The organism is Streptomyces sp. NPDC094143, assembly GCF_040303825.1.
Taxonomy (GTDB): Bacteria; Actinomycetota; Actinomycetes; order Streptomycetales; family Streptomycetaceae; genus Streptomyces.
The window spans coordinates 166,459-190,813 of sequence record NZ_JBEOTZ010000003.1 but is presented as its reverse complement, the minus strand read 5'-3'; the positions used below and the strand labels follow the sequence as shown (position 1 = coordinate 190,813).

The following is a 24,355-nucleotide window of genomic DNA, read 5'->3' as shown; positions in this document are numbered from 1 at the left end:
GCACCCCGCAAGGCATGCGAAAGGGGCACCCTCCTGACCGGAGGGCGCCCCTTTCAACCGTTCCGCAGCCGTTCCGCTACGGCACCTTGACCCACTGCGCCTTGCTGGGCGTGCCCTCGGCGTCCGTCACGAACAGCATGTACCAGCCCGCCTGGACCAGGTTCCGGTTCTTCGGCACGGTCACCGTCAGCTTGTCGCCGGACGCCTTGAAGTCCAGGGCTATGGAGCGCTGGTCGACGTCCGTGACGTGCGTGGCGGCGCTCGGCCGGATCAGCCGGACCTTGTCCACCCTCGACGCGTCCGACGAGGTGAACGTCCCCGTGCCGCCGCGCTCGATGGTCTGCGGCCCGCCCGCCAGCGAGGGCCGGTCGGCGTCGCCGTAGAGGTAGGGCGGGGTGTAGATCTCGATGCGCTGCTCGAACTTGCCCGGCTTGGTGTTGGCCTTGTCGGCGTAGAGCGAGTCCGAGCCGAAGAACATCACACGGCCGTCGGGCAGCAGGATCGAACCGGAGTGGTAGTTGCGGCCCACCAGCGGGTCGGCGACCCGCCTGAGCTCGTTCTTCTCCGTGTCGTACAGCCGCGCCTCGAAGATGTTGGAGTCGCCGCGGCCCCGGTAGTCCTCCGAGCCGCCGGAGATCAGCACACTGTCGTCCGGCAGGATCGAGGCGTTCGGGTAGCGGGTGCCCTTGTCCAGGGACGGGCCGTCCACGAAGCGCGGGTCGGGCCTCTTCAGGTCGACGATCCGGGTCTTCTCGCTGGAGCGCTGGGACTCGCCGACGCCACCACCGCCGATCACCATGTACTTCTCGTCCTGCGCCGGCGGCAGCAGCACCGTGCCCGACGTCTCCATCAGCTTGGGGTCGCTCAGCCCGGGGATCTTCGTGAACTTGTTGGTGTCCACGTCCCACACGCCCGGGTCGCGGCCCACGTTGTCCGGCCCGTAGCCCGCGTTGGAGCCCGAGTAGAAGACCTTGCCGTTCTGCATGAGGAACAGCGCCGGGTAGGTCGGGAACTGCCGGACCGTGTCCGTGTAGGTCCACTTCCTGGTCTTCGGGTCGAAGACCTCGTTCTTGCCCGGGACCAGCTGGCCGATGTCGTCCAGGCCGGAGACGCTGAGGATCTTCCCGTCGCTCAGGGTGGTGAGCGTCGGGTACCAGCGGGCCTCCTTCATCGGGTCGACCTTGATGTACTTCTCGGCGACGGGGTCGAACTCGAAGGCGTCCCGGATGCCCTGGAAGTCCTTCTTGTCCAGGGCGAGCTTCTGCGCGATGCCGTAGGTGTTCTTGGCGTCGGCGCCCTTCAGGCCGTGCACGCGGTAGTTGTCCTGCGTGCCCGTCTCGAACTTCTTGCCCCGCTTCTGCGCCTCGACGTAGATCCGGCCGAGGCCCGGGTCGTTGCGCAGGAACTTGCCGGTCGCCTTGTCGAAGACCTTCTTGGCGCGCGGCACCAGCACCGGGTCCTTGGAGACGAACGTCTTGCCGTTCTCCTTGCCCGTGAACTTCGTGCCGGCGGGCAGCGTGATCGGCTTGTCCGGGTTCTCGTTGTGGACGATCATCAGGCCACCGGCCTTGGTGACGTCACCCTTGAGCTTCTCGTACCGCTTGGTGCCGCCCGCGATCAGCAGGTTGCCGTTGGCGAGCTGCGTGTGGCCGGTGCAGAACAGGTCGGCGGGCGTGGGGACCTTCTTGACGGTGCCCTTGAGCGGGTCCCAGATCCGCGTGTCGAACTTCTTCGCGTCGAAGTTGTCCTGGTTGTTGCCCGACCCCGCGACGAGCAGCACCTTGCCGGTGCGCAGCAGCGCCGCGTGGATGGTGTTCTGCCGGTACTCCTCGGGAAACTCGATGATCTCCCACTTGCCGTTGGCGGCCTTGTACTCCGGCTTGTTGATTTTGTACTGGTGGTATTTCTCGGTGCTGAAGCGGTAGAGCCACGGCCCGTTCATCCCGGCCAGCGCGAGTACCACCGCCGTGCCGATCGCGAGTCGACGGGCCCGGCGGCGGCCTGCACGGTCGTTCATTCCTTACGTCCCCCAAGTCCACCAAGGGCGATCTGCATGGTCTGGTCGGTCCCCCCGACCTCCCCGTTCGCGCCGGGGGCGGCCCAACCGGGCCTGTGCTGCGGGGCGTGCGGCGCGTGCTGCTGCGGGACGGGCAGCGGCTGCGTCCGGTGCGGGCCCGCAGAGTCCTGCGGCGGCTCCCCGGAGGGAGCGGCGGGCTTCTTCGCGTCCTGCTTCAGCTGCCAGCGCCAGGCGAAGATCGGCGTGGCCGTGATCAGCATCGCGAAGGTCGCCCAGATGATCATCGCGGGGTGCGAGTGGCCGAAGACGAGGCCGGCCGCGATCGACCCGCCGAAGATCAGGATGAAGTACCAGTGGTAGCGGAACGTCCCGAACCAGCGGTCGGGGCTCGCGGAGTCGCCCTTGGGCGTGACCACGAACTTGCTCTTGCGGCGCAGCGCGGAGTCGATCAGCGCCTTCGCGTACAGCGGCGCCGACAGCGCCGACATCACCATGCCGGCCACACCGCCGGAGCCCTCCGGCTCGTGCGGCGAGACGTTGTGGCGGCGGTTCCAGACGTACAGGCCGATCTGCAGGGCGGAGGCGTTGCCGTAGAGCATCAGCCACACGGCCGGGTCGATGTTCACACCCGAGGCGCCCAGGCCCAGGAACAGGCAGCAGCTCAGCGCCGCCAGGATCCAGTTCAGGGCGGACATCGGGTAGAAGATGATCATCATCGTGTAGTTGAAGAGCTTGCTCGGCGGCAGCGAGTACCAGCCCTTCCAGTACTGCTTGAGGATCGTCTCGTACGTCCCGCGCGACCAGCGCATCTGCTGGGTGAAGAAGTCCGTCCAGGCGCTGGGGCCCTCACCGACGGCGAGCACGTCCGGGGTGTACACCGAGCGCCACTTGTTGCCCGTCGCCGGGTTCTTGTGGCGGTGGATCTCGAAGCCGGTGGCCATGTCCTCGGTGATCGAGTCGTACAGGCCGCCGATCTGCTTGAGCGCCTTGATGCGCACAGCGTTGGACGTGCCGACGAACATCGGGGCGCCGTAGCGGTTGCCCGCGCGCTGGATCAGCGCGTGGAAGAGGAACTGCTGCGACTCGGCGGCCTTGGTGACGAACGAGTCGTAGTTGCCGTAGACCTGCGGGCCGATGACGAAGCCGACGTCCGGGTCGCGGAAGAAGCCGAGCATCCGCTCCAGGTAGTTGGGCAGCGGCACGTGGTCGGTGTCGACCGAGGCGAAGAAGTCGTAGTCGTCGCCGTGCGCCTCCAGCCAGGCGTTGTAGTTGCCGTGCTTGGTCTTGGCGCGGTGCGGGCCCTTGGCCTGGTTCCACTTCGCGACGCCCTTGCGGGAGAAGTGGTGCACTCCCAGGCGCTCGCAGACCGCCTTCACCTCGGGGTCGTCGCCCTCGTCCAGCAGCCAGACGTGCATCAGCCCCCGGTGGCGGATCTTCACCGCCGCCTCCAGGGTCTTCGTCACCATCTCCAGCGGCTCCTTGCCGGGCACGAAGGAGGTGAGGAAGGCCACTCTCGTACCGACCTCGGGCACCACCGGGACCGGGTCGCGGGCGACCAGCGTGGCGTGCGCGTTGGACAGCACGTTCATGCAGCGGAAGAACTCGATCAGGCCGATCGAGACGAGCATCACCATGTCGAGCGCCGGCAGCCAGTCGAAGGCCGGGTAGTCGCGCTCGGTCCAGTGCTCGGGCTGGAGCAGCCAGAACAGCAGCACCAGCGACAGCACCGGGGCCGCCGCCAGCATCAGGGCGACCCGGATGCGGTGCGGCTCCTGGGAGATGAGCGAGCGGTACTGCACCTTGTACGGCTTGCTCGGATCGGGCTGGGTGAGGGGTCCCGCGAGCCGGCTGTAGTGCTCGTAGTCGTATCTCGGCAGCGTCTTCTTGATCCGCCGGAACGTCCCCGTGGTGCTCATCCGGTGAGACGGCACCCTCAGCTGGGTGGTCTGTGACGGGTCGTGGTCCTGCCGGGCACCCGTGGGCCTCGACGTCATGAGTCATCCCCCCACACGCGGATCGCCGCGTGTTTCGTCGCTTCCTACCGTCTGCTGCGGTCCCCCTCGACCTTCACAGACGTATCAGTGGTGGGTCGCAGTCACCACGTCATCCACACCCTATAGACATGGCAACGCGACCTTCCGGTTGCATGATGCCCCCCACGGCATCGCTTCACGAACGGGGCCCCTACCCCCGCCCGGTCCGCAACCGGTATCACATCCCCCCAACTGCCACGAAACCGCAGCATCTTGAAAAACCAGAAATCCAGGGTTCTACGGCGTTCGTCATGATCGCAAGATACGAAACGCGGTGTTTACCGGTCATACGCGTTCATTGTGGCGCGTGTGAGGACCCTGTGGAGTCGTTGTGGACAGGCGGGCACGGATGTTGCCGAAGTGCTCCCTTATGGCCTCCTCCGCCCGCATCGCGTCGCCGGACCGCACCGCGTCCAGGATCTCCCGGTGCTGCCGACAGGTCACCTTCGGGTCCTGGGGCACGCCCCCGAGGTCCGTCCTGACCCGGTGGAAGGCGTCCCAGAACGCCTCCAGCACCTCGCTCAGCAGCACGTTGTCCAGCCCCCGGTAGAGGGTGGCGTGGAACGCGCGGTCGGTCTCGGCGAGGCCGGCACCCTGCGCGGCCTGCTCTTCCATACGGTCCACGAGCGCGTCCAGTTCAACGAGGTCGTCCTGCGGGATCCGCCCCGCGAGCCGGGAGGCCAGACCGGTCTCCACGGCCTCGCGCAGTTCGAGCAGCTGGAGCAGCGAGTCCTCGCCCCGGTAGTGCCCGGCGACCGTGCGGAAGGCGAGGCCCTCGATCATCGGGGCCAGGGACATCGGGCCGACGTAGGTGCCGAAGCCGTGCCGGATCTCGACGATGCCCATCGCCTGGAGCGCCTTCAGCGCCTCGCGGACCGAGTTCCGGCTCGCGCCGAGGTACTCCATCAGCTCGGGCTCGGTCGGCAGCGGGGCCCCGGAGGCCAGCCGGCGGTCGATGATGAGCTTCTTGATCCGCTCCTGGAGGTCACGCGCTGCCATGGCGAGAGGGTATCCGGCCAAACGTGCGGTGGCCCCGGTTCCGGCCACAGAAAAGTTCCGGCCAGGGGGAAGCCGGACGCACGGCTGTCCGGACACGCGGGAAGGCCCCTCGTCTCCGAGGGGCCTTCCTGGTCGGTGCGCCGCCAGGGACTCGAACCCCGGACCCGCTGATTAAGAGTCAGCTGCTCTAACCAACTGAGCTAGCGGCGCGCGCTGACGTCGTAACTCTACAGGACGCGCGGAGGTGCTCCGGACCACTCCGCCGGGCCCGCGGGGTCCCCCGGGGAGGGGGGCGCGTACATCATTCGGACCGTCAGCATGCGCGTGCGGAAGACAGTTGCGAAACTGGCGACGCGCGCCCGGACGTCCACGGGCACCGCATTTTCCGCCGGAAGTGTGAGGGGAATCGCATGGAGTCTCCGGTATTCGAGGAATCCGACCCCGCGAGCGACTGCGACTGCCCCGGCTGTGTCCACTGGCGCCGCGTCCTGCCGCATTCCCGGGCCGGCCGGGGAACCGCCCACCCGGCCGCCCACCGGGCCCTCGCCCTCGCGGCCGTGGCGTCCGCCGCGCTCGGCGCGGGACACGCCGCACCGACCGCGGCCGCCCCGTCGCACGCCCCCCACCGGCCGGGTGTTCCCGCAGGTGAGGAGCCCGACACTCCCCAGGGGGACAGGGCACCGCTGCACGGCCCGGCCGGCCGTCCGGCACTGCCGCGCAAGCCCTCGGCCATCACCCGCGCGGAGATCATCGACCGGGCGGAGACCTGGGTCGCCGCGAAGGTGCCGTACGGCGTGAACGCCTACTGGTCCGACGGTTACCGGCAGGACTGCTCCGGTTATGTCTCCATGGCCTGGAAACTGCCCGGGAACGAATGGACGGGCAGCCTCGCCCAGTACGCGGATCCCATTTCCAAGGAGGAACTCCAGCCGGGCGACATCCTGCTGTTCCACAATGCGCCCGCCCCCGAGAGCGGATCGCACGTCACGATCTTCGGCGGCTGGACGGACGACACGCACCGCCACTACACGGCCTACGAGCAGACCCGCCCGCACACCCGCCGGCAGTCCACCCCGTACGCCTACTGGAGCGACTCCGACCGGTACGTCCCCTACCGGTACAAGGGCGTCACGGCCGAGGAGCCGGCCCCGGAGCCGGGCGGCGGCAAGCCGGGCGCCCCGGCGGCCACGCCGTTTCCGGGGGCGGCGTATTTCGGCCCCGGCGCGCACAACAAGTACGTGACGCTGCTCGGCCGCATGCTCGTCGCGCGCGGGGCCGGTGCCTCCTACGCCTCGGGCCCGGGGCCGCGCTGGACGGACGCGGACCTGCGCGCGACCCGGGCCTTCCAGCTGGCGCAGGGCTGGACGGGCGCCGACGCGGACGGGCTGCCCGGCCCGCGCATCTGGGAACTGCTGGTCACCGGCGAGGGCGAGGACGTCAAGGGCGGTGCGGTGGGGCCGCCGCCGTCCTCCCACGGCGTCCCGGGCTACCCGGGGCGGGCGGTGTTCCGGCCCGGCGCCGACAACGTGTACGTCACCCGACTCGGCAGGCAGCTGGTGCGGAAGGGGTTCGGCAGGTTCTACGCGGCCGGGCCGGGGCCGCGCTGGAGCGAGGCGGACCGGCGGGCGGTGGAGGCGTTCCAGCGCACCCAGGGCTGGCGGGGCGGCGCGGCCGACGGCTACCCGGGGCCGGAGACCTGGCGGCGGCTCTTCTCGTAGGCCGGCGGAGCCGCCCCGCACACCCGGGCCGACCCGGCCGGCCTCGAACGCCGGTCGGACCGGACGGCCCTCACCCCGGCCGACCTGGCCGGATCCGACCCCCGGCCGGTCCGTGAGGCTCGCACCCGCCGGGCCCGGACCCGGCACCGGGGACCACCGTTGTGACGCATCTGGCGCGGAGGCTGAAGGCACGCATGAGTACGACCACTTCCCACCCGTCCGGACCCGACGGACCCGCCGAGGGTCCGGTCAGGCCCGTCCGGCTCATCCAGAACGAGGCCACCACCGAGATCCCCGTCCACCTGCTGTTCCGCGACGACCCCGGCCCGGCCACGGTGGAGCTGCGGCCCACGGTGGTCGGCCGCAGGCCGGGCACGGGCGAGCAGCCCCGGCCACGGCGCGCGGCCACCGCGGCGCCGCGGCCCGTGCCGCAGCTCGACCCCGACCTGGCGGAACGGCCCGCGCGGGTGCTGCCCGGGGCGGTCGGCGTGCTGGCCGGGACGTGCGGGGCGGCCGGGTGCGCGGCCGCCTCCTGGTGGGCCGGGCTGCTGCCGCCGCTCGTCGTGGAGGCGCTGCGGCTGCCCGCGCAGGCCGGGGCCGGGCTCGGCCCCGCGCAGTGGGCGGCGTACGCGGCTGCCGGCGCGCTGGGCCTGTTCGGCTTCGGCGGTCTGGCCCGGGGCCGCACCGGCCGGGCCTGGGTGCTGGACCTGTTCGGCCGCTACCGGGGGACCGTCCGGCGTTCCGGACTGCTGTGGGTCAACCCGCTGCTGCTGCGCCGCCGGGTGGACGTACGGCTGCGGCACTGGCGCAGTGAGCCGCTGCCGGCCGCCGACGGGAGCGGGGTCGCGCTGCGGGTGGTCGTCCAGGTGGTGTGGCGGGTGCGGGACACCGCGCGGGCCACGCTGGGGGTCGAGGACCACGAGTCGTATCTGCGCGAGTGCGTGGAGGCGGCCCTGGCCCGGGTGCCGGTGGAGACGCCGGGCGGGGCGAAGGGTCCGGGCGACGCGGCGGCCGTGTCCCTGACCCGGCTGGTGGCGTCGGACGCCGCCCCGGTCGGCCTTGAGGTGTTCTCCGTGCAGCCGCTCCGCGTGGAGTACGCACCCGAGGTCGCGGCCGCGATGCACCGCCGCCGGATCGCCGCCCTGGACGCCCGGCACCGGGCGAGCGTGCTCACCTCGGTCGTGGACTCGGTGGAGGACACGGTCACCCGGCTGACCATGCGAGGGCTCGTCGAACTCGACGACTACGAGCGCAAGGTGCTCGTGAAGGACCTGACGGTGGCGTTCTGCGCGGGCCGCGGGGAAACAACTCCGTGATTGGTATGGACATGTTCAAGTAACGTCCTTACTCTCAGACTTGGTCTAGACCTACCTGCACGCCTCAGTGAATCTCCCCCACGTTCTCCAGGAGCGGCAGCATGCGCACAAGGACCAAGTTGTCCGCACTCGCGGTGGGACTGGCCACGACCGGAGCCCTCGTACTCTCCTCCGGCGGCGCCAGTGGCCACGGCTACACCGACCTCCCCATCAGCCGGCAGAAGCTCTGTCAGAACGGCACGGTGACCAACTGCGGTTCCATCCAGTGGGAGCCGCAGAGCGTCGAGGGGCCGAAGGGCTTCCCGGCCTCCGGACCGGCCGACGGGCAGATATGCAACGGCGGCGTCGGTCACTTCAGCCAGCTCAGCGCGCCCCGTACGCCGTCGGGCGGCGCGTGGCCCGCCACGCAGGTGACGGGTGGCCAGGACTACACGTTCCGCTGGCAGTTCACGGCCATGCACGCCACGACCGACTTCAAGTACTACGTCACCAAGCCGGGCTGGAACCAGAACCACAACCTGTCCCGGTCCGACCTGAACCTCACGCCGTTCTTCACGGTGCCGTACAACGGGCAGCGGCCGCCGCAGACCCTCTCCCACACGGGCAGGCTGCCGTCCGGGCTCAGCGGCCGGCACGTCATCGTCGCGGTGTGGACGATCGCCGACACGGCCAACGCGTTCTACGCCTGCTCGGACGTCACCTTCTGAACCTCTGAGGTTCTCTTGAGTCACCGCCGCGGCCGGCGTGGGTAGGTTCCTCCCACGCCGGCCGCTCGGGGCCGGCGCACCGGCCTCGGGGGTGCGCGATGGACGTGATCCGCTACGTCGTGCCCGCCCTGGTCATGCTGCCGGCGGTCTGCATGGCCTGCCGTGCGGTGCGGCGCTGGCTGCGGCTGCGGGGCGCCTGGAACAGCGGGCTGACGGCCGAGGGCCGGTGCCTCGGGGTGTATCCGGCGGGGCGGGGCGGGCTCCACCACGTGTACGAGTTCATCGCGCGTGACGGGCGGGTGATCCGCTTCGAGGAGGACGGCGGCCCCGCGACGACCGTCGAGGGCGACTACGTCATGGTCCGCTACACCAGCGGCCGCCGTGTCGTGGCCACGGCTCAGGCACCGAGCCGGGCGAGGCGGGCCATGACCGCGGTCGGCGTCCTCGCGTTCCTCGCCGTGGTCGTCGTGTCCTGCGCCGGGTTCGTCACCGCCTACAGCCAGTCCACGGGCCCGTACGGCGACCTCGTCTCCGGCGTCGACCGGGGAACGTCCGTGGCGCCCTGACTCCCTGTACACGCCGAAGGCGCACAATGACAGAGATGGCGAGGTGGTTCGCGCTTTCCGCGAACACGCCTCGCCATCATCATCGTGCGCCGCCAGGGACTCGAACCCCGGACCCGCTGATTAAGAGTCAGCTGCTCTAACCAACTGAGCTAGCGGCGCATGACTCCCGCCGGCCGCTGGAACCGTGTTCCGCGGCGGGCGACGGAGAAAATAGTACCTGGTCCGAAGGGGTGCTCCGGACCCACCCGGCAGGCCCTAGATCGCCATGGACAGCAGGAGAGGCGCGGCGTTGCGGTTGAGGGTGTCCGCGGCCTGGCGCAGGCGGTGGGCGTGCTCGATGGGCAGGGACAGGGCCAGGCAGCCGACGGAGGAGCCGGCCGTGATGGGGACGGCCGCGCAGACCGTGCCGACCGCGTACTCCTGGAGGTCCAGCACGGGCACGGTCGGCGGCTGGGCCTCCAGCCGGGACAGCAGCAGCCGGTCGCTGGTGATGGTCCGCGAGGTGAGCCGGGCCATCTTGTGCCGGGCGAGGTGGTCGCGGCGGCCCGCGTGGTCGAGCTGGGTGAGCAGGCTCTTGCCGATGGCGGTGGCGTGGGCCGAGGAGCGGAAGTCGACCCACTCGTTGACCTTGGGGGTGGCCGGGCTGTCGGCGTACTGGGTGACGCTGATCTCGCCGTCGACGTAGCGGCTCATGTAGACGGCGGCGCCGACCGAGTCGCGCAGCCGGTCCAGGGTCTGCTGGAGCTTGTCGCGCAGGGCCTGCTCGCGCCGGCGGACGGAGGTGAGACGGGCCAGGGTCTCGCCGGTGACGTAGGCGCCGTCGGTGGTCTGCTCGACGTAGCCCTCGCGGCGCAGCATGCGCAGGAGCGTGGTCAGTCGCTCCTGGCCGATGCCGGTGCGCCGGGCGAGCTCGGCGTCGGTGACGCCCGAACTGTTTCGCGCCACCGTCTCCAGGACGCGCAGCGCTTCCTGGGCCGAGTGGTGCGGGGTGGTCGGCTCGTGCTTCAGCGCCACGGTGGTCTCCCCCTGCGCTTGCTGTAGGGCCGCAATCCGGTCAGTGAACCGTGTCCAGGTTAACCGGCAAAGCCGCTGCGGGGGGCGGGGGTTGACAAGATTCCCGGGCATCCGAACTGGGGCGATGGCACTCTGGCACATGCCAGGCGCATGCCCCAGTTCGGCGGTTCGGCGTTCTGCCTGTTCACGGGCCGTAGTCAGAGCACTGCGCTGAGGAACTCCCGGGTGCGGTTCCTCTCCGGCTCGCTGAAGATCTTCTCCGGCGGACCGGCCTCGATGATCCTGCCCGAATCGAACATCAGCACCTGATCGGAGATGTCCCGGGCGAAATTCATCTCGTGGGTCACGCAGAGCATCGTGATGTCCGTGGAGCGGGCGACGTCCCTGAGCACGTCGAGCACGCCCGCGACCAGCTCCGGGTCGAGCGCGGAGGTCACCTCGTCCAGGAGCAGCACCTTCGGGCGCATCGCCAGCGCCCGGGCGATCGCGACCCGCTGCTGCTGGCCGCCGGACAGCTGCGCCGGGTGCTTGTCGAGGTGGTCGGTCAGCCCGACCAGCTCCAGCAGCTCGCGCGCCCGCTCCTCGGCGGCGTCCTTGGACAGGCCGAGGACCGTGACCGGCGCCTCGGTGATGTTGCGCAGGACCGTCATGTTCGGGAACAGGTTGAACTGCTGGAACACCATCCCGATCTTCTTGCGGACCTCGCGGACCTGCTTCTCGGGCGCCGGGAACAGCCGCTCCCCGTCCACGGTGATCGTGCCCTCGTCGGGCTTGGTCAGCGTCATCAGCAGCCGCAGGATCGTGGTCTTGCCGGACCCGGACGGGCCGATCAGCGTCACGTGCTTGCCGGCGTCCACGGAGAAGTCCAGGTGGTCCAGGACCGTGTGGTCGCCGAAGCGCTTGGTGACCTTCTCCAGCCGGATCAGCTCGCCGCCGCTCGCGGCCGGGTTCTTCCCGCGGTTCGTCCCGGGCTCGGGGAGGGTGTCAGTGGACAAGGCGTCGCTCCAGGGCTCGCAGGGCAAGGGAGGCCAGGTAGGAAATGACGATGAAGGCCACGCCGATCACCGTCAGCGGCTCGGTGAACCGGAAGTGCTCCTGCGAGAACAGGCGCGCGTGACCGAGCATCTCCAGGACGGTGATCGCCATCAGCAGCGGCGTGTCCTTGAGCATGGCGATGACGTAGTTGCCGAGCGCGGGCACCACCCGGCGCACCGCCTGCGGCAGGATCACCGCGGTCCACGTCCGGCGCAGCGGCAGGTTCAGCGCCGTCGCCGCCTCCCACTGGCCGGCCGGCACGGCCTCGATGCCGGCCCGGTAGACCTGCATGGTGTACGTCGAGTAGTGCAGCCCGATGGCGAAGACACCGGTGGCCAGTGCCGAGAAGGTCAGGCCCCACTCGGGCAGCACGTAGAAGAGGAAGAACAGCTGCACCAGCAGCGGGGTGTTGCGGACGAACTCCGTCACCGCCCCCACCGGCCAGGTCACCCAGCGCGTCGGCACCCGCGTCAGCAGGGCCCAGACCAGGCCCAGCACGAACGAGATCAGCGAGCCGAGCACCAGGATCTGCAGCGTGACCAGCAGGCCTTCCCAGAAGTCGGGCATGAAGTCGGAGACCGCGCTCCAGTCCCAGTTCATCGGACCGCCTCCACCACGACCGGCTCGGCAGCCCTGGTCTTGTCGGCGGGCGCCTTGCCGACGCCCGCCTTGAGCTTCTTCTCCAGAGAGCGCATGACCCGGGTGAGCAGGAAGGCGAGCACGAAGTAGAGGAGCAGGACGTACGTGTAGATCTCCGCGCTCTCCTGCAGCGCCAGACGCACCAGGTTGCCGCTGAACGCCAGGTCGCCCATGCCCATGACCGACACCAGGGCGGTGCCCTTGAGCAGCTCGATCAGGAGGTTGGAGAACGGCGGGATCATCTCCGGCACCGCCTGCGGCAGCAGGATCAGCCGCATCCGCTGCCAGGGCGTGAAGCTGAGCGCGATCCCGCCTTCTTGCTGCGCCGGGTCGACCGCGGTCAGCGCGCCGCGCACGATCTCCGACCCGTAGGCCCCGTAGGTCAGGCCGAGGGCCAGCGTGCCCGCCCACAGCGGCACCAGCTGCCAGCCGAAGGCCGGGGGCAGCACGAAGAACACCCAGAAGATCATCACCAGTGCCGAGGTCCCGCGGAACACCTCGGTGTAGAAGCCCGCGAGGAAGCGGACGATCCACAGCCGGTGGGTGCGCGCGACGCCGACGACGAAGGACACCGCCGCGGCCAGCAGCGCGCTGCAGACGAGCAGCTGGATCGTGACCCAGACGCCCTTGAGTACCAGTTCCCAGAGTCCCGAGGTCATCCGCCGCACAGCTCCTTCGCGGTCAGATCCGTCATCTCGGCCTCGGTGAAACCGAACGGTTCGAGGATGCGGAGGAGTTCACCGCTCTTCTTGAGCTTGCGCAGCTCCGCGTTGAAGGCGTCACGCAGCTTCGTCTCGGTCGGGCGGAAGGCGAAGGCGCCCCCGTCGACGTGCGGCTTGCCGCCCACGATCGGCTTGAACGGCTCCGTGGCCTCCGCCCTGGCGGACTTCTTCACCACCTCGCGCACGGTGAGCGCCGTGCCGGCGAACACGTCCACGCGCCCGGCCTCGACGGCGTTCAGTCCCGCCACCTGGTCCGGGACGACGAGGATGTCGCTCTCCTCGTAGCCCGCCTCGACGGCGTACTGGATCTCGGCGTAGCCGGTCCCGGTGGCGAACTTCGCCTTCTTCTCGACGACGTCCTGGTAGGAGTGCAGTCCCTTGGGGTTGCCCTTGCGGACGATGAACGCGTCGAGCATCTGGTAGTCCGGGTCGGCGAAGATGACCTGTGCGCAGCGCTCGGGGTTGACGTACATCCCGGCGGCGACGACGTCGAACTGCTGGGAGTTCAGGCCCGGGATGAGCGAGCCGAACTCGGTCGGCACGGGCTGGACCCGGTCGACGCCGAGGCGCTTGAAGATCACCTTGGCCAGTTCCGGTGCCTCTCCGGTCAGCTCGCCGTTCTTGTCGATGAAGCCGAACGGGATCTCGCCGGCGATGCCGAGACGGACGACGCCCGCCGCCCGGAGGCGGTCGAGGAGGTCGCCGCCCGCGACGTCCGAGGCGGTCGCGACCCGGCTGCATCCGGCCGCGCCCAGCGTGCCGAGCGCCGCGACCCCCGCGAGCAGCGACCGGCGGGTGGGCCCGGAGCCGGGCCTGGACAGGTGTTCCGGACTTCTGTGTGGGCTTCTCTCTGGTGGAGCCATGGGCGCGCGGCTACCCGACCGCCTTCTGGTCATGCCGCTCTTTTCAAGTCCCCCACCTCCCCTCCGGGTGCCCTTGACCGGGGGCGGTGGGGGAGACGCTGACCTTTCAGGAGGGCGTAGGCCGGCTGCCCGGAGCCGCCCCGGCCTCGTACAGCGCGTGGGCGGCCCGCAGCACCAGATCGTCCCGGTGCCGGGCGGCTACGAGCTGCAGACCGACCGGCAGCCCGTCCCCGTCGAAACCGACCGGCACGCTCGCGGCGGGCTGCTGCGTCATGTTGAACGGGTACGTGAAGGGCGTCCAGCCCGTCCAGCGCCGGTGGCCGGACCCCTTCGGCACCTCGGCACCCGCCTCGAACGCCGTGATCGGCAGGGTCGGCGTGACGAGCAGGTCGTAGGTGTCGTGGAAGCGGCCCATGCGCCGGCCCAGGTCCATCCGGACGTCCACCGCGGCCAGGTAGTCCAGCGCCGAGTACCTCGCGCCCCGCGCGCCGATCTCCCGCAGACCCGGGTCGAGCAGCTCCCGCTGGTGCGGCGCGAGGCGCTGGGTGACCCGCGCGGCCCCGCTGAACCACAGGGTGTGGAAGGCCTCCACCGGGTCGGTGAGGTCCGGGTCGGTCTCCGTGACGTACGCGCCGAGCTCCGCCAGCCGCTCCACCGCCCGCCGCACCGCCGCCGCCACCGCCGGCCGCACCGCCACCTGCCCGCCCAGCGTCGGCGAGTACGCCACCCGCAGCCCGCGCACCCCGCCGGCCAGGCCCTCCGCGTACGAGCCGGGCGGCGGGGCGAGCGCCGACCAGTCGCGCGAGTCCGGGTGCCCGATGACGTCCAGCAGCAGGGCCGCGTCGGCCGCGTCGCGGGTCATCGGCCCGACGTGCGCCAGCGTGCCGAAGGCGCTCGCCGGGTACAGCGGCACGCGTCCGTAGGTCGGCTTCAGGGCGAAGATCCCGCAGAACGAGGCCGGGATGCGGACGCTGCCCCCGCCGTCCGTGCCCAGCGACAGCGGCCCCGCGCCCAGCGCCACGGCCGCCGCGCTGCCGCCGCTCGAACCGCCCGCCGTGCGCGAGGGGTCGTACGGGTTGCGGGTCACACCGCTCAGCGGCGAGTCCGTCACGCCCTTCCAGCCGTACTCGGGCGTCGTCGTCTTGCCGAGGAACACCGCCCCGTGCTCCCGCAGCCGGGCCACGGACGGGGCGTCCTCGTCCCAGCGCCCCGCCGGATCCACCGCCGTCGAGCCGCGCAGGGTCGGTGCCCCGCGCAGCAGCAGGATGTCCTTCACCGTGACGGGCACCCCGTCCAGCAGCCCCCGTGGCTCACCGCGCCGCCAGCGCTCCTGCGACTCCCGGGCCCGCTCCAGCGCGTCCTCGGCGGTCAGCCGGACGAAGGCGTTCACCTCCGGCTGGATCGCCTCGGCCCGCTGCAGCGCCGCCCGGGCCGCCTCCACGGGACTGAACTCGCCTTTGCGGTACCCGTCGAGCAGTCGTACGGCGGTCAGCTCGGTGAGCTCGGTCATCCACCCTCCCAGGAACGTCAGTGTCCGGGTACGTACCCACGCTGCTTGTCGACCACGTTCCGCAACGGCTCGCCGGACGCCCAGAGTTCGTACAGCTCCACGAACTGGGCGCCGAGTTCGTCGCGCCAGCCGACGGTGTCGCCGCTCATGTGCGGGGACACGATCAGGCCCGGGGCCTGCCAAAGCGGGCTGTCCGCGGGCAGGGGTTCGGTCTCGAAGACGTCCAGGGCGGCGCCCGCGATCCAGCGCCTGTGCAGGGCCTCGGCGAGGGCGTCCTCGACGACGAGCGGGCCGCGGCCGATGTTGACGAACCGGGCGGACGGCTGCATCACGCCGAAGCGGCGGGTGTCGAACATCCCGCGCGTCTGCTCGGTGAGCGGCGCGGCGACGATCACCCAGTCGGCGCGCGACAGCAGCCGGTCCAGGTCCTCCGGGCCGTGCATGCCGGAGCGCGCGGCCCGGCCGACCAGCGCGGTGGTGATGCCCAGCGCCTTCAGCGTGCGCACGATCGCCCGGCCGATCGGCCCGGACCCGACCACGACGGCCCGGCTCCCCGCGACCCTGCGCGACTCGCGGTGCCGCCAGGTCCGCTCCCGCTGGAGCTCCAGCGTGCGCGGCAGGTCCTTGGCCATGGCCAGCACGAGCGCGGCGACGTACTCGGCGATCGGCTCATCGAAGACGCCGCGGGCGTTGGTGACGACCGTGTCGGACGCGGCCAGTTCCGGACACATCAGATGGTCCACCCCGGCGCTCGCGGTGTGCACCCAGCGCGGGCGCGGACCCGCGCCCGGCCAGGCGTCCCGGACGGCGCGCGAGGTGAAGTCCCACACCAGGAGTACATCCGCGCGCGGGAGGCGCTCCGCGAGCCCCGCCGCGTCGGTGTGTTCGATACGCGCGCGGCCGGTGAGGCGGCCGAGGCGGGGGAGGGGGTCGGCGTCCAGGACGAGCAGGGTGGGGGTGGGCATGAGCAGCCGTTTCTCCAGCCGTTCGGGGCCGGGGGCCGCGCGGGGCCGCCGGCGACGACGATTGACCCGGCGCCGGCCGGCGGGTGATCCGGGCGGATCGACCACGCTCGCACCCGAACCCACCGTCGTCAACAGGGGCCGGGCCCGCCGGGAACAGTGGTGTCCATGGCAGGCACCGGCCTCACGCTGGGCGACGCGTACGCGCGGGGTCGGCGTCGTCGCCCCCTTCGCCCTCGACCGCGAGCTGTGGCGCTGGGTGCCGGGGCGTTGCCGGAGGCCCTGGTGGAGCTGGAGGTGCACCGGGTGGCGCTGGTGACGCCGTACACCGTCCCGGTCACCCGGTCCCTGGAGGCCTGTGTCCCCCAGGCCGACCTGACGATCTCCGGCTGCGCGCCCAGCCGGAGGCCGAGCTGCGGATCACGGTGATCTCGGCCAACCAAGCGGCGATGTGGGCGGCGCTGCGCCGACTGGGTACCCGTGCGGTGGGACCGTACCAAGCGCTGATCGATCCGGCGGCGCGTTCCGGTCCCGTACCGCCGGGGGCGTACCCCGGTCCCGTAGTGCCGGAAGAAGAGCAGCAGGAAGGCTGGACATGACAGCACTGGGATTCCTCTACCCGGGCCACTTCGCCGAGGACGACTATCCCCGCATCGAGCAGTTGCTGGGCAGCGACATCCGGGTGGACCTGGTGCACACCGACATCGGTGAGGACGCGCACCGGGTGGACGCGCTGCTGGAGAGGGGCTCCGCGGGACGGCTGGCGACGGGTGTGCAGGAACTGCGGCACGCCGGCGCGGAGGCGGTCGTCTGGGCCTGCACCAGCGGCAGCTTCGTGCACGGCTGGGACGGCGCCCAGGAGCAGGTCCGCACGCTCGCCGTGGCGGCCGGCATGCCCGCCTCCTCGACGTCCTTCGCGTTCGTGCACGCGGCACGGGAACTGGGGGTGCGGCGGGTCGCGATCGGCGCGACGTACCCGGAGGACGTGGCGCAGCTCTTCGCGCAGTTCCTGCGCTCGGACGGCGTCGACATCGTGTCGGTCAGCAGCTCGGGCGTCATCACGGCGGCCGAGGCGGCCACGTGGGGCGAGCCGGAACTCCTCGCCCTGGCGCGGAACTCCGACCACCCCGACGCCGAGGCGCTCCTCCTGCCCGACACGGCCCTGCACACGGCGGCGCACATCCCGGCCCTGGAGAAGGAGCTGGGCAAGCCGGTCCTCACCGCGAACCAGGTCACGGTCTGGGAGGCCCTCCGTCTGGCCGACCGCCGGGTCAACGCCCCGGAGCTGGGCGCGCTGTTCACGCGGGAGCCGATCGTGCAGGCATGAGCGCCGCCTTGCTGTGAGGCGGTCTCAGGTCCTCCGCTCGGGCGGCGGGGGCGGGGGATGCGGCGGGGGCGGGACGGCGGGCCGTTCCCGGCGCCGCCGGGACAGGACGGAGGGGAAGGCGAAGCCGACGACCGCGCCCGCGGCGGCCCCGACCGCCGCGGCCAGGAGAAAGTCCCAGCCGACACCGGAGTCGAGCAGTTCCTGCGGCCCGGCGACCACGGCCCCGAAGACGCCCGCCGCCCGGGCGCCGCGCCGACGGTCGAGCGAACCGGCTCTGTACGTCCGCCCGCCCATCAGTCCCCCGCGCGGCGCCACCGCAGCACCCACAGCACGGCGCAGGCGGCCAGAGCCAGGGTGAAGGCCGCGGTTGCCGCCAGCCGGATCGCCGTCCACACCGCCCCGCTCGGGTCCGAGACGGCCTCGACGAGGTTCAGGCTCACGGCGATCGTGAACGTCACCTTCAGGCATCTCACCGCACGCCGCGTCATGAAGTCCAAGGCATCCTCCCGGCAACAGGCCGAAGGGGCCGGTGCCCACGGACGGGCCTGCCACGCGGGCCGGAATCGGCCCTACCGCTTATTCGGGGCAAAGCGGGGCGCATGTGCTCCCGTGCCCCACCCGGAAGCTGAGGAATGCTCAACTCCGCCGCACCACCGGGCCCTTGAGTTGACCAAAAGCGCGTTCCCCTTCCGGTGTCCATCGCGTGCACACTGTCCACGTCCGCAGCCAGTCGTGCCGTGAAGGATGCCCCCCCGATGGCCGCACCGGGCCCGTTCAGATCCCCCGCAAGCGCTGTCCGGCTCTCCGCCCGCCTGCTGTGCTGGAGCCTGGCCGCGGCCATGGTCACCGCCGCCGTGGACGCCCTCGGGCAGCCGCGCGCCGGCTGGTGGGGTGCCGTGTGGCCCCTGCCGTGGTGGATCTTCGCCGCCGCCGCGCTCACCTGGACCGTCCTTCGGGCCCGCGAGAAGACCGGCCCCCCGCCTCCGTCCGGCTGCGCGCGCGGCGACTGGGAGCAGGCCGCCTGACCGCCCCGGGACACCGCGGCCGGGAATAAGCGGAGACAGTCCCCTGTTGTGGCCCGGGACGACAGCACACGGCCCACAGCAGGAGGCACCCCACCGTGGCGGCAGACGAGATTCGCGGCGCAGCGCGGGGCAGCGCCCCCGTCCCCCTCTCCGTACTGGACCTGGTCACCGTGGGGGCCGGCCGCACCGCCACCGACGCGCTGCGCACCAGCGTCGAGCTGGCCCGCCTCGCGGAGCGGCGCGGCTTCCACCGCTACTGGGTCGCCGAGCACCACTCCATGCCCGGCGTGGCCTCCTCCTCCCCGGCCGTGATCCTCGCCCACCTCGCCGCCCACACCGAGCGCATCCGCCTCGGCTCGGGCGGCGTGATGCTGCCCAACCACGCCCCGCTGGTCATCGCCGAGCAGTTCGGGACGCTGGAGGCCATGGCCCCGGGCCGGATCGACCTCGGCCTCGGCCGCGCGCCCGGCACGGACGGCGCCACCGCCGCCGCCCTGCGCCGCACCGACCGGCTGGGCGACGGCGCCGACGACTTCCCGCTGCAGCTCGCCGAGCTGACCCGGTTCCTCGACGACGACTTCCCCGACGGTCACCGCTACCGCCGCATCCACGCCGTCCCGGGCCCGGTGCAGGCCACGTCCCCCGGCGGCGTGCAGTCCCCGCACCGCCCGCCGATCTGGCTGCTCGGCTCCTCCGGCTTCAGCGCCCGCCTGGCCGGGTCGCTCGGCCTGCCGTTCGCCTTCGCCCACCACTTCTCGGCGCAGAACACCATCCCGGCCCTGGACCTGTACCGGGAGTCCTTCCAGCCGTCCGCCGTGCTCGACGCCCCGTACGCCCTCATCGGCGTCTCCGCGCTCGCCGCCGACGACGAGAAGGAGGCCCGCCGCCAGGTGCTGGCCGCCGCCCTCAGCATGGTCCGGCTGCGCACCGGCCGCCCCGGCCTGGTGCCCACTCCGGAGGAGGCGGAGGCCTACACCTTCAGCCCCATGGAACGCGACTTCGTCGACTCCTGGAACGCCAACGTCATCCACGGCACCCCGGACGAGGTCCGCTCCGGCCTGGACGACCTCGCCAAGCGCACCGGCGCCGACGAGCTGATGATCACCGCCAACGCGCACGGCGGTGATGTCCGCGTCCGCAGCTACGAACTCATCGCCGACGCCTACGGATTGGCGACGCCCGCCTCCGCCTGAACGTCCGGCGTGCCGAGCAGCTCGGAGATGCGGTCCGGCGACACCGGGCGGGAGTACAGCCAGCCCTGTCCGGTGTCGCAGCCGATGCGCCGCAACCGGGTCGCCTGAGCCGAGGTCTCCACGCACTCGGCCGTGACGGTCAGCCCGAGCCGGTGCGCGAGCTGGATCATCGCCTCGACCACGACCTCGTCGGCCGGGTTCGCCCGGGTCGCCGCGTCCCGGTCGTCGTACTGGAAGCCGCGGACGAAGGAGCCGTCCAGCTTCAGCGCCGACACCGGCAGCCTGCTCAGGTACGCCAGGTTCGAGTAGCCCGTGCCGAAGTCGTCGATGGCGATGCGCACGCCCATGTCGCTCAGGGCCTTCAGCGTCTGCAGCGGACGGCCCGCCGAACCCATCACCGCCGACTCCGTCAGCTCCAGCTGGAGCAGGTGCGGCGCGAGCTCCGTCTCCGCCAGGGTCTGAGCCACGTCCGCCACCAGGTCGGAGTCCCAGATCTGCCGCACCGCCACGTTCACGCTGACGAAGATCGGCGGTTCGTCGGGGTGGTCCAGCTGCCAGCGGCGGGCCTGCTCGCAGGCCGTGCGCAGCACCCAGCGGCCCAGCGGGACGATCGAGCCGTCCTCCTCCGCCAGTCCGATGAACCGATTCGGCGTCAGTACGCCGAACTGAGGATGATTCCAGCGGACCAGCGCCTCGACGCCGTGCAGCCGGTCGTCCTCCATGCCGACCAGCGGCTGGTACTCCAGCCGGAACTCGGCCCGGTCGATGGCCGGCCGGAGCGTGGAGGCGAGGGCCTGGCGGGTCATGCGGTGGGCGTTGCGCTCCGGGTCGAACAGGGTCCAGCGGGCCTTGCCGTCGGCCTTCGCCCAGTAGAGCGTCGTGTCGGCGGCCTGCATCAGGGCGGTGGGGGTCGTGCCGGCCGCGTGCCGCTCGACGACCCCGATCGACGCCGACACCGACAGTCGCCGGCCGGAGAGGTCGAACGGGTCCTGGACGGCCCGCAGTATCGCTTCGGCCAACTCGGCCAGTTGTTCGGTGCCCGTGGAGTCCTCGACGAGGAGCGCGAACTCGTCCCCGCCGAGCCGGGCCACCAGCGGGACGCTGGTGCGGGACCGGCCGGCCTCGTCCGCGCAGCGCGTGAGCCGCTCGGCGACGGCGGCCAGCAGCCGGTCGCCCACGCGGTGGCCCAGGGTGTCGTTGATGGCCTTGAAGCCGTCCAGGTCCAGGTAGCACAGCCCGATCCGGCCCGTGCCGCTCTGCTCGTACGACTCCGCATCCAGCGCGGCCGACAGCCGTTCGAAGAACAGCGTGCGGTTGGGCAGCCGGGTCACCGGGTCGTGCATCTGCAAGTGCCGCAGCCGCGCCTGGAGTTCCCGGCGGGCGCTGACGTCGGCGACGGACAGCAGCACGGCGCTGTCCTCCCCGGGCAGCGGCGCGACCGTCACCTGCACCCACAGCGAGTGCCCGTCGGGGTGCTTCAGGCGGCGGGTGCAGCGCAGCCGGGACTGCCGGCCGCGCAGCACCTCGCGGTAGGCGTGCCGGCTGCGGGCGTCGGAGGTGAGGTCGACCAGGTCGGCGGCGACGGATCCGGCCAGCTCGTCCGCGGCGCTGCCGAGCAGCGCGGCGAGCGCGTCGTTGGCGCTCACGACCAGGCCCTCGCGGTCGACCACGGCCATGGCGAGGGGGGCGGCCGTGAAGACGGCCCGGTAGGGCGGCCATGGCAGGGGCTCGGTACGGGAAGACGTATCGATCTCACTCTCTGTGACGACCGGCCGGTCGAGGTCTGCCGCGGGCGCCGGCCCTTCGGAGGTTCCGCTCACCGCTCGCTCCCGCATGTATTCGATCTCTGTCCGTGCAGGAAAGGTCAGGAAAGTGTGCCGATCATAGAGGCTGGCCCCAGGGCCTTCCAGCCGGTGTCCAGTCTCCCCGACCAATCGGCCCTTCTGCCAGATCGTTTCTGCTCGCACCTGGACGGCTTCTTCAAGCCCCCGACCAGTTGTGACGTTCCGTGAGTGCTTCGGGGATGTCGGCTTCCGCATTCTTTCGGGCCCTTCACCCAAGTGGTGTAGGCAAACAGGGCGCAGTACGACAAATGCTCACAGGCTGGGTGCGGTGTCCCGCGAACCGTACCCGGAGGTCCCCGTGCCGCGTCCGTTTCCGCGCGCCCGACTGCGCAGTACCGCGGCCGTGTTCACCACCATGTCGGCCCTGGCCGCGACCTCCCTCGGCACCGGACCCTCGGCCGCCGAGGCCGACCCGGCCGCGCCCTGCGCCCTGACGCGCACCGACGCCCACCACTCGGAGGGGCTGGACACCTGGAACGCGGACTATCCGCGCCCGGCCCGGGCCCTGGACGCGGTGATGGTCTTCCTGTCGTTCCCGGACGCCCATCCGCTGACCACGCCACAGGAGCTGACCGCCGACCACTTCCCGGCGACCACCCGCTTCTTCGAACGGGCTTCCTACGGCCGCTTCACCCTGCGCCCGCACCCGCTCGGGCACTGGATCCGGATGCCGCAGCCGTCCACGGCGTACGCCATACAGCGCGACTGGAGCCCCGGGCACCGGTCCGCCTACCTGCGCGACGCCCTCGCCGTCGCCGACCCGCAGGTCGACTTCTCGCGCTACGACGTCGTGTACTTCGTCGCCGACCCGGACGCGCCCGGCGTGGACTCCGACGCGACCAAGGTGGTGAACCTCACGAGCCCGCTGCGGGCCGACGGCACCGATCTGCGCCGGATCGTCACGGTGTTCGAGCAGCATCCACCGGACCGGCTGGTTCTCGCCCATGAGACCGGCCATGTGTTCGACCTGCCCGATCTGTACCACCGCCCCGCCGACGGCAAGGGCGACTGGGACACGCATGTCGGCGACTGGGACCTGATGGGCAGCCAGTTCGGGCTTGCCCCGGATCTGTTCGGCTGGCACAAGTGGAAGCTGGGCTGGCTGGACTCGCGGCAGGTGCGCTGCGTCCAGGACGCCGCACCCGCCCGGCTGACCCTGGAGCCGCTCGCCGCCGGGCCGGGCGTACCGGTGGCGGGCGCCGCCGGGGCGCCGGCCTTCGGGCTCGGGCGGGGCACCAAGCTCGCGGTGGTGCGCACGGGGCGGGACAGCGTGCTCGCCTTCGAGGCGCGGGGACCGGCGGGCAACGACGCCGCCGCGTGCCGGCAGGGCGTGCTGGTGTACCGGGTGCGGGGCGGGGCCCAGTCCGGGGGCGGACCGATCGAGGTGATCGACGCCCACCCGCGCACCGAGGCCTGCTGGGAGGACTCGGTCTACCCGCCCCTCGCGGACGCCCCGATCGCCCTGGGCGAGAGCTTCACGGTGCCGGGGGAGGGCGTACGGGTGGAGGTGGAGGGGCGGACGGCCTCGGGGGCGTGGACCGTGAAGATCGGGGTGGGCCACTGACGCCGTACGGACGCCGTCCCGCGGCACGCGAAAGGCCCCTCGCTCTCGCGAGGGGCCTTTCACTGTCGTGCGCCGCCAGGGACTCGAACCCCGGACCCGCTGATTAAGAGTCAGCTGCTCTAACCAACTGAGCTAGCGGCGCCTGCTGACGTCGTAGACCTTAGCATCCTGGTCGGCGGGAGGAAAAATCGAAATCCGCACGGCCGACCGGGCGGCCCGCACCGCCGCCCACAGCAGGACCTCGGGGCCGGGGAGCCAGGGCTGCCGGGTGTCGGGGGCGACGAGCCAGCGGGATCGGGAGACGCCTTCCGTGGGGGCGGGGACGGTCACGGCGTCCCCGGTGCCGTGGCACAGCAGCGGCGGCACGGCGTCCGTGCGGCAGCCCTGCCCGGCGCCCCGGCTGTCCCGGTCGTGGGCGCCCCACTCCTCCCACTCCAGCAGCGCCGGCAGCCGCTGGGCCGTGCCGGGCGCGGCGAACAGCAGCATCCGGCCGCGGTACTCCGCCACCGGGCCCGAACCGGGGCCGTCGTCCCACAGCCGGTCGAGCATCCGCCGGCCGAACGTCACGGGCGCGCTCACCACGTCGAAGACCGCCCCGCAGGGCAGCACGACCGGCGCGTCCGGCCGCTCCTCCCAGAGGGCGAGCGTGCTTCGCGGATACGTTCCTGCCGAGGCGAGCCAGGCGGCTCCGTCCGGGGTGACGTGGGAGGCGTTCCATGCGCTGCTCATGCCTCCAGGTCTACCGGGCGTGAGCGTGCGGTTCCCCAGGGTTGCGGGAAACCGGGACAGGAGCGGGTGGGTGGGGGTATCTTGCCCGCCTGGCATATGCCGGGTGATCGGGCGGGGCCGCCGCCCGGACCGGGGCGCGGGGGTCACCGGCTCTCGGCGTCGCCCCGCATCAGGTCCCGTCCGAACTCGACCATCTTCTTGGCGTAGTCCTCGGTCCACTCGGCCCGCTCGGCGATGTCCGCCGTGGTCAGCCGGTCGAACCGCCGCGGATCGGCCAGCTGCGCCGCCGCCATCGCCTGGAACTCCACCGCCCGGTCCGCCGCGGCCCGGAAGGCCAGCGTCAGCTCCGTGGCCCGGGCCAGCAGGGCCCGGGGGTCGTCGATCGACTCGAGGTCGAAGAAGTGCTCAGGGTCCGAGGCCGCCTCCGCGGGCTCGAAGAGCAGGGGCGCGGGGCGTAGCCGCGGTTCGTTCCGACGCGGCGTGGGCTCCGCCATGTCTTCTCCTCCTCGTACGTCGCGCTGACCCGTCAGGTGGAGCGGGCCACCGTCCATTGTCTCGCGGGCGCGCAAGTG

23 protein-coding genes, 3 tRNA genes and 1 pseudogene are annotated in these 24,355 nt (G+C 71.7%); 9 read left to right on the top strand and 18 right to left on the bottom strand.

What is annotated here, in order from left to right:
* Positions 1 to 76: 76 nt before the first annotated feature.
* From glxA to ABTZ58_RS05580, 4 genes are all read right to left on the bottom strand, one after another.
* Complete coding sequence (glxA, locus tag ABTZ58_RS05595) at positions 77 to 2,017, bottom strand: radical copper oxidase GlxA (protein WP_351350710.1); 1,941 nt, start codon at positions 2,015 to 2,017, stop codon at positions 77 to 79.
* Positions 2,014 to 4,011, bottom strand: a complete 1,998-nt coding sequence (locus tag ABTZ58_RS05590) for a glycosyltransferase family 2 protein (protein WP_351350708.1) — start codon at positions 4,009 to 4,011, stop codon at positions 2,014 to 2,016. The genes glxA and ABTZ58_RS05590 overlap by 4 nt, the downstream gene beginning before the upstream one ends.
* 324 nt (positions 4,012 to 4,335) lie before the next feature.
* Positions 4,336 to 5,049 carry a FadR/GntR family transcriptional regulator gene (locus ABTZ58_RS05585; RefSeq protein ID WP_351350706.1) on the bottom strand — a complete coding sequence of 238 codons (714 nt, stop codon included), beginning with the start codon at positions 5,047 to 5,049 and terminating at the stop codon, positions 4,336 to 4,338.
* Positions 5,050 to 5,185: 136 nt separating this feature from the next.
* Positions 5,186 to 5,259: transfer RNA gene (locus ABTZ58_RS05580), tRNA-Lys, on the bottom strand.
* 200 nt (positions 5,260 to 5,459) lie between these two features.
* On the opposite strand from ABTZ58_RS05580, the gene ABTZ58_RS05575 reads away from it, so the two are divergent.
* The 4 genes from ABTZ58_RS05575 (at position 5,460) to ABTZ58_RS05560 (ending at position 9,356) form a co-directional block, all read left to right on the top strand.
* On the top strand, positions 5,460 to 6,767 hold the full coding sequence (locus ABTZ58_RS05575) for a peptidoglycan-binding protein (RefSeq protein WP_351350704.1): 1,308 nt from the start codon (positions 5,460 to 5,462) through the stop codon (positions 6,765 to 6,767).
* A 194-nt stretch (positions 6,768 to 6,961) separates the two neighbouring features.
* Positions 6,962 to 8,083: an SPFH domain-containing protein gene (locus ABTZ58_RS05570; protein WP_351350702.1), complete on the top strand. Its 1,122-nt coding sequence runs from the start codon at positions 6,962 to 6,964 to the stop codon at positions 8,081 to 8,083.
* Between the two features lie 101 nt (positions 8,084 to 8,184).
* Positions 8,185 to 8,790, top strand: coding sequence for a lytic polysaccharide monooxygenase auxiliary activity family 9 protein (locus ABTZ58_RS05565; RefSeq protein WP_351350701.1), 606 nt, complete (start codon positions 8,185 to 8,187; stop codon positions 8,788 to 8,790).
* Between the two features lie 98 nt (positions 8,791 to 8,888).
* Positions 8,889 to 9,356: a hypothetical protein gene (locus ABTZ58_RS05560; RefSeq protein WP_351350699.1), complete on the top strand. Its 468-nt coding sequence runs from the start codon at positions 8,889 to 8,891 to the stop codon at positions 9,354 to 9,356.
* An 85-nt stretch (positions 9,357 to 9,441) separates the two neighbouring features.
* On the opposite strand, the gene ABTZ58_RS05555 is transcribed toward ABTZ58_RS05560, so the two are convergent.
* From ABTZ58_RS05555 to ABTZ58_RS05520, 8 genes are all read right to left on the bottom strand, one after another.
* Positions 9,442 to 9,515, bottom strand: a tRNA-Lys gene (locus tag ABTZ58_RS05555).
* A gap of 96 nt (positions 9,516 to 9,611) precedes the next feature.
* Positions 9,612 to 10,370 (bottom strand): IclR family transcriptional regulator, encoded by a 759-nt coding sequence (locus ABTZ58_RS05550; RefSeq protein ID WP_351350697.1) that lies wholly within the window; start codon positions 10,368 to 10,370, stop codon positions 9,612 to 9,614.
* Positions 10,371 to 10,567: 197 nt separating this feature from the next.
* Complete coding sequence (gene ehuA, locus ABTZ58_RS05545; RefSeq protein WP_351350695.1) at positions 10,568 to 11,365, bottom strand: ectoine/hydroxyectoine ABC transporter ATP-binding protein EhuA; 798 nt, start codon at positions 11,363 to 11,365, stop codon at positions 10,568 to 10,570.
* Positions 11,355 to 12,005, bottom strand: a complete 651-nt coding sequence (ehuD, locus tag ABTZ58_RS05540) for an ectoine/hydroxyectoine ABC transporter permease subunit EhuD (protein WP_351350693.1) — start codon at positions 12,003 to 12,005, stop codon at positions 11,355 to 11,357. The genes ehuA and ehuD overlap by 11 nt, the downstream gene beginning before the upstream one ends.
* The gene (gene ehuC / locus ABTZ58_RS05535) at positions 12,002 to 12,703 is read right to left on the bottom strand and encodes an ectoine/hydroxyectoine ABC transporter permease subunit EhuC (RefSeq protein WP_351350691.1); all 702 of its coding nucleotides are present in this window, start codon (positions 12,701 to 12,703) and stop codon (positions 12,002 to 12,004) included. Before ehuC ends, ehuD begins: the two co-directional genes overlap by 4 nt.
* The gene (ehuB, locus tag ABTZ58_RS05530; protein ID WP_351350689.1) at positions 12,700 to 13,629 is read right to left on the bottom strand and encodes an ectoine/hydroxyectoine ABC transporter substrate-binding protein EhuB; all 930 of its coding nucleotides are present in this window, start codon (positions 13,627 to 13,629) and stop codon (positions 12,700 to 12,702) included. The genes ehuC and ehuB overlap by 4 nt, the downstream gene beginning before the upstream one ends.
* A 106-nt stretch (positions 13,630 to 13,735) precedes the next feature.
* Positions 13,736 to 15,139, bottom strand: coding sequence for an amidase (locus tag ABTZ58_RS05525; protein ID WP_351350687.1), 1,404 nt, complete (start codon positions 15,137 to 15,139; stop codon positions 13,736 to 13,738).
* 17 nt (positions 15,140 to 15,156) lie between these two features.
* Positions 15,157 to 16,104 carry a D-2-hydroxyacid dehydrogenase gene (locus tag ABTZ58_RS05520; RefSeq protein ID WP_351350685.1) on the bottom strand — a complete coding sequence of 316 codons (948 nt, stop codon included), beginning with the start codon at positions 16,102 to 16,104 and terminating at the stop codon, positions 15,157 to 15,159.
* A 258-nt stretch (positions 16,105 to 16,362) separates the two neighbouring features.
* On the opposite strand from ABTZ58_RS05520, the pseudogene ABTZ58_RS05515 reads away from it, so the two are divergent.
* Positions 16,363 to 16,700, top strand: a pseudogene (locus ABTZ58_RS05515) (maleate cis-trans isomerase family protein); the annotation flags it as partial.
* Positions 16,697 to 17,428, top strand: a complete 732-nt coding sequence (locus ABTZ58_RS05510; RefSeq protein WP_351350683.1) for a maleate cis-trans isomerase family protein — start codon at positions 16,697 to 16,699, stop codon at positions 17,426 to 17,428. The pseudogene ABTZ58_RS05515 and the gene ABTZ58_RS05510, both read left to right, overlap by 4 nt.
* A gap of 24 nt (positions 17,429 to 17,452) precedes the next feature.
* On the opposite strand, the gene ABTZ58_RS05505 is transcribed toward ABTZ58_RS05510, so the two are convergent.
* Complete coding sequence (locus tag ABTZ58_RS05505) at positions 17,453 to 17,722, bottom strand: hypothetical protein (RefSeq protein WP_351350681.1); 270 nt, start codon at positions 17,720 to 17,722, stop codon at positions 17,453 to 17,455.
* Positions 17,722 to 17,886 (bottom strand): hypothetical protein, encoded by a 165-nt coding sequence (locus tag ABTZ58_RS05500; protein WP_351350679.1) that lies wholly within the window; start codon positions 17,884 to 17,886, stop codon positions 17,722 to 17,724. Before ABTZ58_RS05500 ends, ABTZ58_RS05505 begins: the two co-directional genes overlap by 1 nt.
* 297 nt (positions 17,887 to 18,183) lie before the next feature.
* Between ABTZ58_RS05500 and ABTZ58_RS05495 the strand changes: the two genes are divergently transcribed.
* Both ABTZ58_RS05495 and ABTZ58_RS05490 read left to right on the top strand, forming a co-directional pair.
* Complete coding sequence (locus tag ABTZ58_RS05495; protein ID WP_351350677.1) at positions 18,184 to 18,453, top strand: hypothetical protein; 270 nt, start codon at positions 18,184 to 18,186, stop codon at positions 18,451 to 18,453.
* Positions 18,454 to 18,548: 95 nt separating this feature from the next.
* A complete protein-coding gene (locus tag ABTZ58_RS05490) occupies positions 18,549 to 19,646 on the top strand; it encodes an LLM class flavin-dependent oxidoreductase (protein WP_351350675.1) in 1,098 nt (365 codons plus the stop codon).
* On the opposite strand, the gene ABTZ58_RS05485 is transcribed toward ABTZ58_RS05490, so the two are convergent.
* On the bottom strand, positions 19,616 to 21,481 hold the full coding sequence (locus ABTZ58_RS05485; protein ID WP_351350673.1) for a putative bifunctional diguanylate cyclase/phosphodiesterase: 1,866 nt from the start codon (positions 21,479 to 21,481) through the stop codon (positions 19,616 to 19,618). The genes ABTZ58_RS05490 and ABTZ58_RS05485 overlap by 31 nt on opposite strands.
* Positions 21,482 to 21,758: 277 nt before the next feature.
* On the opposite strand from ABTZ58_RS05485, the gene ABTZ58_RS05480 reads away from it, so the two are divergent.
* A complete protein-coding gene (locus ABTZ58_RS05480; RefSeq protein ID WP_351350671.1) occupies positions 21,759 to 23,054 on the top strand; it encodes a M6 family metalloprotease domain-containing protein in 1,296 nt (431 codons plus the stop codon).
* 68 nt (positions 23,055 to 23,122) lie between these two features.
* Here ABTZ58_RS05480 and ABTZ58_RS05475 read toward each other — a convergent pair.
* From ABTZ58_RS05475 to ABTZ58_RS05465, 3 genes are all read right to left on the bottom strand, one after another.
* Positions 23,123 to 23,196, bottom strand: a tRNA-Lys gene (locus ABTZ58_RS05475).
* Positions 23,187 to 23,783, bottom strand: coding sequence for a bifunctional DNA primase/polymerase (locus ABTZ58_RS05470; protein WP_502996011.1), 597 nt, complete (start codon positions 23,781 to 23,783; stop codon positions 23,187 to 23,189). The genes ABTZ58_RS05475 and ABTZ58_RS05470 overlap by 10 nt, the downstream gene beginning before the upstream one ends.
* Before the next feature lie 143 nt (positions 23,784 to 23,926).
* Complete coding sequence (locus tag ABTZ58_RS05465; protein WP_309093945.1) at positions 23,927 to 24,277, bottom strand: DUF8844 domain-containing protein; 351 nt, start codon at positions 24,275 to 24,277, stop codon at positions 23,927 to 23,929.
* Positions 24,278 to 24,355 lie beyond the last annotated feature (78 nt).